The 5,860-nt window shown below is 47.6% G+C and carries 10 protein-coding genes; 3 read left to right on the top strand and 7 right to left on the bottom strand.

Going from position 1 to position 5,860, the window contains the following annotated elements; genetic code table 11:
• Window positions 1–83: 83 nt before the first annotated feature.
• From T472_RS13380 to T472_RS13355, 6 genes are all read right to left on the bottom strand, one after another.
• Window positions 84–611: a chromate transporter gene (locus tag T472_RS13380; RefSeq protein WP_023386997.1), complete on the bottom strand. Its 528-nt coding sequence runs from the start codon at window positions 609–611 to the stop codon at window positions 84–86.
• Window positions 612–673: 62 nt separating this feature from the next.
• Window positions 674–1,108 carry a hypothetical protein gene (locus T472_RS13375; protein ID WP_023386999.1) on the bottom strand — a complete coding sequence of 145 codons (435 nt, stop codon included), beginning with the start codon at window positions 1,106–1,108 and terminating at the stop codon, window positions 674–676.
• A 22-nt stretch (window positions 1,109–1,130) separates the two neighbouring features.
• On the bottom strand, window positions 1,131–1,634 hold the full coding sequence (locus T472_RS13370) for a hypothetical protein (protein ID WP_023387002.1): 504 nt from the start codon (window positions 1,632–1,634) through the stop codon (window positions 1,131–1,133).
• Window positions 1,635–1,734: 100 nt separating this feature from the next.
• The gene (locus T472_RS13365; RefSeq protein WP_023387004.1) at window positions 1,735–2,211 is read right to left on the bottom strand and encodes a GNAT family N-acetyltransferase; all 477 of its coding nucleotides are present in this window, start codon (window positions 2,209–2,211) and stop codon (window positions 1,735–1,737) included.
• Between the two features lie 164 nt (window positions 2,212–2,375).
• The gene (locus T472_RS13360; RefSeq protein ID WP_023387006.1) at window positions 2,376–3,626 is read right to left on the bottom strand and encodes an OFA family MFS transporter; all 1,251 of its coding nucleotides are present in this window, start codon (window positions 3,624–3,626) and stop codon (window positions 2,376–2,378) included.
• A gap of 141 nt (window positions 3,627–3,767) precedes the next feature.
• Window positions 3,768–4,130 (bottom strand): Na-translocating system protein MpsC family protein, encoded by a 363-nt coding sequence (locus T472_RS13355; RefSeq protein ID WP_023387009.1) that lies wholly within the window; start codon window positions 4,128–4,130, stop codon window positions 3,768–3,770.
• 336 nt (window positions 4,131–4,466) lie between these two features.
• Between T472_RS13355 and T472_RS19400 the strand changes: the two genes are divergently transcribed.
• Complete coding sequence (locus tag T472_RS19400; protein ID WP_023387011.1) at window positions 4,467–4,643, top strand: Rieske (2Fe-2S) protein; 177 nt, start codon at window positions 4,467–4,469, stop codon at window positions 4,641–4,643.
• 62 nt (window positions 4,644–4,705) lie between these two features.
• Window positions 4,706–5,098, top strand: coding sequence for an SLC13 family permease (locus tag T472_RS13350; RefSeq protein WP_023387014.1), 393 nt, complete (start codon window positions 4,706–4,708; stop codon window positions 5,096–5,098).
• A gap of 18 nt (window positions 5,099–5,116) precedes the next feature.
• On the opposite strand, the gene T472_RS20540 is transcribed toward T472_RS13350, so the two are convergent.
• Complete coding sequence (locus tag T472_RS20540) at window positions 5,117–5,251, bottom strand: hypothetical protein (protein ID WP_023863641.1); 135 nt, start codon at window positions 5,249–5,251, stop codon at window positions 5,117–5,119.
• 147 nt (window positions 5,252–5,398) lie between these two features.
• On the opposite strand from T472_RS20540, the gene T472_RS19960 reads away from it, so the two are divergent.
• Window positions 5,399–5,695 carry a transporter permease gene (locus tag T472_RS19960; protein ID WP_023387020.1) on the top strand — a complete coding sequence of 99 codons (297 nt, stop codon included), beginning with the start codon at window positions 5,399–5,401 and terminating at the stop codon, window positions 5,693–5,695.
• Window positions 5,696–5,860: the final 165 nt, after the last annotated feature.

Raw genomic sequence — 5,860 nt, 5'->3', positions numbered from 1 at the left:
CAGCGGGGTCCTACCCGATTTGTTGTGGCGATTGAAGTGGAAAGGGTGAATCGAGGACGGCTTTATTCAGGATGAGCATATCTTCATCTGTAAAGGACCATTCCGAGTATGCCGGCGATTACCATGACAATTGCCGGGCTCAGGTCAAAGCCTGCAATCGCAACAAGTGCACCTATGCCAATGGCTATGTTCCTGAAATCCGTGCTTGTTCCCATCAGGGCCTGGATGCCGAAGCCTATGATGAGTCCCCAGGTTGCGCTCTTGATTCCTTTCAGGAACCTTTCCGCAGCCGGGATGGTCTCTGCCACCTTCAGCCCGTTGAAGAGTATCAGGATGGCAGCGACCGGTACTATGAAGCTGCCGGTGATTGTTGATATCACTCCCGGAATGCCGGCCTCCTTGTAGCCGATATAGGTTGCGAACTTGATCGATATTGCTCCAGGGATAGCCTGAGAGGCTCCGAGGACCTTCAGGAACTCATCCTGGGTGGCCCAGCTGTTTACCTCTACGACCTGATGCTGTATGAGGGGAATCAGTGTATATCCGCCACCGAATGAGAGCAGTCCGACCTTGAAGAATGCGACAAACAAGTCTATCAGTGTTCTTAGCATAAGTGACCCCTTTACTCTGGAAAACGCAGCAGCATTTCGGTACAGCGACTTTCCTTCTATATTCAGACTTTCCTGAAGTACATCCTGAAGATGCTTGCTGAAAGGATTGCAGCAAGTACCAAAATCGCGGTCCATCCCAGGAAACCCTCGAGATATGCATGGATACCCGATGCACCGATCAATGACTTGACAATCCTCTCATTGATGAGAGGCAGTACGGAAGCAGTAAGGAGCTTTGCTGCAGAGAGATGAAATTCCTCTTTTCGTCTCACCCTTCCATAGAAAGTGAGTGCCGCAAAGAGGATTATTGAAATGCCATAGGCTGTTACAAGGATTCCCTTTCCCGCAGCGTAGACCCTTATGATGGAAATGCCATAGTCCCCTATGGATTCAGGTAATTCCCCATACGCTGCCATAAGCCTTCCTCCGGAAAAGAGCAGCAGGAATACAGCGTATATTTCAATGGCAGCAGATGCTTTCCTTTTCCAGCTATCCATTCCCACACCCCCTTGAGTCAAATCATTTGACAGGTATGTAAATATCCATGTAGTGGACTCCATCCTTGTCGTACTCTTCCTCGAAGGCTATCCTGCCTTCCCAGGATAGTGTCTTGTATTCTCCGCTGTTAACGAACCCGAGCAGAATCTGGAAGCCTTCAGGTATATTCCTGAATGAATCGCTGTGAGGATCCCTGATAGTAAGGGTCGCATATTTATCTTCCTCGATCCATGTGATCTCAGCACCACTTGTCTTCGGTTCAAAGTCATCAGGAATCACAAGTGCGGCTACATATCCCCTGAGACCGAACTTTTCCCTCTGCTCATTTGTGACATATGGGAAGTCCCACCCGATCATCTTCCTGACATAACCCGGAATCTCAAGAACCCCGCTCTTTTCGGCCCACCTGTCCATATACCCGATGACCATTTCCTCTGGGTCAGGACTGATCACGACGTAACGTGCAACCTTCATCCTTGGTACTGTCCGTATGCTGATATCGCTGTAGATGCTTTTTTCCTGCATGGTTCAAACCTCCTTGTATATGCAGTTAAAGAACCAGATGAATCTTTATAAAGGTGACATTGGCTCATTTGAATCAGGATGTCAAAGGCATGTGAACTTTTCAGAGCTTCAGCTCCATATATATTGTTCCTTCGTGGGGATTAAAGATGTATGGCTCTATCTCATGGAAGCCAAGGGAAAAGTACAGCTTCTTTGCTGCTGCCATAGAAGGCAGGGTGTCAAGCCTCATGTATCCGTACCCTAATGTCCTCGCCTCATCAATCATCCTTTCGACGATCTCCCTTCCGAGCCCAGAACCCCGGAAGTCATCTCTGACAAAAACCCTCTTCAGTTCACAAATGTCATCAGAAACATACCTTAGTGCTGCACAGGCTGCAGCCCTTCCTCCAACATACGCGATCATAAGTGAACCCTTAGGCGGGGAATACTTGCCAGGAAGGCTGTCAAGCTCCTCGTCAAAGCCCTGGAAGCACAGGCTTACACCTATCGACCTGGAATATTCCATGAACAGGTCCTTTGCATCATCCAGGTGATCGCTTCCGTCAACACTAATATACTCTGCTGTTTCCTTGTCCATGTTCCATCACCGCAATTCCTTATGATTTTCTGATAAGGCATTTATCATGATTTCATTATACCAAATCAGCATAATCGTTGGCTGTTCCGGAGCAAAATTAAGCCGGGCAATCCTGAATCGGATCAGGTTGTCCGGCGCCATTAATCCACGCAGTATGGGGTGATTTACTCCAGAATAATATCTGAACCTGACACTTTCCTATTGTCAGTCCCAAAAAGCCGGAGGGTTACCAATATTCCGAGAATGCAAAGGGCCACAACAAAGAAGAATACGTTAGCCATGCTTCCAAATACATCCAGAAGCAGGCCTGATGCCAGAACTCCCGCAATCGCGCCTATGCCGTATGCTGTGAACACAACTCCATAGTTCCTGCTGTAGCTTCTGGAACCGAACATGGCTGAGGTCGATGTGGGAGCTATGGCCAGCCAGCCGCCCAGATTGAACCAGAATATGGAGAAGGAGACTCCATACTTAAGGCTGTCGCCTTCACCTGCTGTGAGCATGAGAATAGATGCAGCAAGAATCAGCAGGTAAGATAGAAGCATAGCCCTGCCTGACGAGAACCTGTCGGTTATCAGGCCGAATACCGGTCGTCCTGCACCGTTGAATAAGGCGAAGAGTACCATAAGGCCGGTAACCTCCGTGGAAGCAAGCCCGATCATTGCAGTACCTGCGGATGTCGTTAGCCCCACCATCATGAGCCCTATCATGGATCCGATGACAAAGTTCAGATATAGCGCCCTGAAGCCCTTTGACCTGACCATATCCCTTGTTTCCAGGCCGGGCAATGAAGCTGATTTCGTACCTTCCAAAAAACCAGCTGACATTTTGGGGTATCGGAAGGGCAGCGAGAGAAGCGGGATCAGTACTCCGAAGGAAACGCCTATCGCGAGGAAGGTGTATTGAAGTCCGAAGGCATCGACCAGCTGCCTTATGAGTGGTGCTGTGACTACAGGTGAAAGGCCGAAGCCGATCAGTACCAGCCCTACGAAAAGACCCTTCTTTTCTGGGAACCATTTTGATATTGCAGTCATCGGAACCCCATAGGCGATCCCTACACCTGCTCCGCTCATGACTCCGTAGGTAAATGTGAGGACATAGATGGTAGGGGCATAGGCTGACAGCATCCAGCCAAGAGCTACCAGAAGCCCGCCTGCTATAAGCACAAGTCTCGGGTCGAACCTCTCAAGGTACCTTCCGGTGAGGAACATGAATATGGCATAGAAGGCCAGGGACGTCATGTATGGCAGGCCACCGAGCATCGATCCGATGCCATACTGTCTCTCAATCGAGACCCTTAGCACACTGTAAGAATAGACGGTCCCAAGGCACATCATGATGAGGATTCCAAAAACAAGGAATATCCACCTGTTTCCCTGATCCTTGATATTTTTTTCTTTTGCTGTACTTGTCAATTTCAACACTCCTGCTCATTGGTTGCACCATATGGTGACTGGATCCGGCTTAACAAAAAAGCCAACGGAAAAAGTCCATTTCTGGATTTTCCATTGGCTTACTTACGACTGGCAGATGCCCTCCGATTTGTCTTCCAAATATTATCTTGTGAGTTTCTCTTCAATGTCACTGTCCGCGATAATGACTATTATCTTCTCGCCAGTCTTTGTACTGACATCAGAATATGTGCTTATCACATTGACATCGATCACTGACCTTACTGCTGCCTCCAGGCTTTCCCGTGCATTCTCGAACAAGGCGGTCCTGACTTTCTTGATGAGGTCAATGCCTTCCCTGTTCTGTGCCAGGTTCTTCTCTGAATTGCTCAGGAAGCCCTGAAGCCTTATGAGGATCAGGTCCTGCATTATCGTGGTCCTGATCTTCTCAGGGCCTCTTCCCATCTGCTCAATCTCAAACCTGCTTATCGCTTCGCTTATCTTCGACTCAATTTGCCCTTTTGTCATGAACAGCCTCCGGAACGATGTATTAAAATGCCTGAACAGTTTTGGCAAACAGTTCACCGCTGCATTTTTGAAATTATAGCACATTAGGAGATACGGTTCAATAACAACGTGAAAATCCAGGAACTGAATCTCAACACTCCCAAATGCTAAAGGCAATCAATTCATGTATATGCAAAAACATGACAATATATCCATTGCATTATATTTCTGGAGGTGTCCATGTCAAGGTCCAGCTACAGAGGTTCGATTCCTGCAACAAGGAGGTTTGCCAAACTGATAGTTTTAGTATAATGTATAGATATGTTAACGATTTTTAGGGAAATGGAGATGTTCTGAATGATCTGGAACCAATGGTACGCAGTTCTGCCATCCAAAGCCGTCAAATCAGGAAAGATACTTGCTGCAGGGAGGATGGGGCTGGAATTGGCATTCTTCAGGGACGGAAAGGGCAATGCAGCCTGCGTCGAGGACAAATGCTCGCACAGGAGCGCTGTACTCAGCGGAGGAAGGTAAAGGGCGACTGCATAATGTGCCCGTTACGCGGGCTTAAGTTCGGCAGTAACGGATCGTGAACTATGGACAAGATCATAAGAATACTAAAAAAGGACACCGTCCTTGTGGTGTCATGGGTTATTGCTTTAGCAACAGGTTTTGTGATACTACCGTCAGCGGAGTATTTCTCATACATTGACTTCAAGGTCCTTGCGGTACTGTTCTCGCTGATGGCTGTAATAGCTGCCATAAGGGAGATGGGTGTCTTTGAGGTTGTAGCTGGCACTCTCCTGAAATGGACCGGAAGTGTGAGGAGCATGTCACTGGCTCTTGTCATGCTTGCATTCGTCTCATCTATGCTTATAACGAATGACATTGCCCTCATTACCTTCGTACCGCTGGCGATTGAAGTCCTGAGAAGAGCAGGGAAGGGGAACCTTATATCTGTGGTGACCATGCTCACCCCCGATTGGTAATCCTCAGAACCTTTACCTCTACTCAAGGTTCGGAGTGCCTGCCGGAGAATTCTTCAGCATAACAATACCACTTGTCATGGTAAGCTTCATTCTGGTGACTGGATTGACTATGGTTTCAGGCAATGACACCGTATCATTTGAACTTACAGGCATGAGGATACTTGATGACAGGGCAGGATTGCTTTTACATTATTCTCTTTATAGTGTGTCTGCTTTCGGTATTTGGATTCGTGGACCATATCGTAATGCTTCAGCGGTTACAGCTAATTGCAGTAACCTGCGGTGGAGTGTTAAGAAAGAATGGCTTCACTTATCAGGGGGAGGGAGCTTTTCTCCTCTGTGGTCCTGTCGCAGGTCATTTCAAATGTTCCTGCAGCCATAATGCTTTCATCATTCACTGAAAACTACAGGATGCTTATCACAGGCACAAACATAGGCGGACTGGGAACTCTGGTGGCATCCCTTGCAAGCCTTATCTCATATAAGCTCTATTCCAGGTCGGAGGATGCCAGGCCGCTTGAATACCTGAAGAAATTCAGCTTGTTCAACGCTATAGCCCTTGTCATTCTCTGCATATTCGCAGTTCTCTGGTTCTGAAGCCAGGGAAACAAGCAGTTGAAAAATGGCGCTTCGCTGTTTTAAGTGGGTTATATAGTTGGATTTACTCTAGGCTTCAGTTCCAATTTGCCAGCAAGCAAATAGATCATGGTTATGAAATTTCTAACGCTCCGATAACCACGTGCTCGATTCCTGGCTGACTGT

The sequence above is a fragment of the Youngiibacter fragilis 232.1 genome (assembly GCF_000495435.3).
GTDB classification, from domain to species: Bacteria; Bacillota; Clostridia; order Clostridiales; family Clostridiaceae; genus Youngiibacter; species Youngiibacter fragilis.
This window is presented reverse-complemented; position numbering and strand designations above follow the sequence as displayed.

Bases quoted from the DNA above. Each gene is read 5' to 3' on its own strand.
- T472_RS13380 (WP_023386997.1), bottom strand. From the start codon at position 611: ATGCTAAGAACACTGATAGACTTGTTTGTCGCATTCTTCAAGGTCGGA.
- T472_RS13375 (WP_023386999.1), bottom strand. From the start codon at position 1,108: ATGGATAGCTGGAAAAGGAAAGCATCTGCTGCCATTGAAATATACGCT.
- T472_RS13370 (WP_023387002.1), bottom strand. From the start codon at position 1,634: ATGCAGGAAAAAAGCATCTACAGCGATATCAGCATACGGACAGTACCA.
- T472_RS13365 (WP_023387004.1), bottom strand. From the start codon at position 2,211: ATGGACAAGGAAACAGCAGAGTATATTAGTGTTGACGGAAGCGATCAC.
- T472_RS13355 (WP_023387009.1), bottom strand. From the start codon at position 4,130: ATGACAAAAGGGCAAATTGAGTCGAAGATAAGCGAAGCGATAAGCAGG.
- T472_RS19400 (WP_023387011.1), top strand. From the start codon at position 4,467: ATGATCTGGAACCAATGGTACGCAGTTCTGCCATCCAAAGCCGTCAAA.
- T472_RS13350 (WP_023387014.1), top strand. From the start codon at position 4,706: ATGGACAAGATCATAAGAATACTAAAAAAGGACACCGTCCTTGTGGTG.
- T472_RS20540 (WP_023863641.1), bottom strand. From the start codon at position 5,251: ATGCCTGTAAGTTCAAATGATACGGTGTCATTGCCTGAAACCATAGTC.
- T472_RS19960 (WP_023387020.1), top strand. From the start codon at position 5,399: ATGGCTTCACTTATCAGGGGGAGGGAGCTTTTCTCCTCTGTGGTCCTG.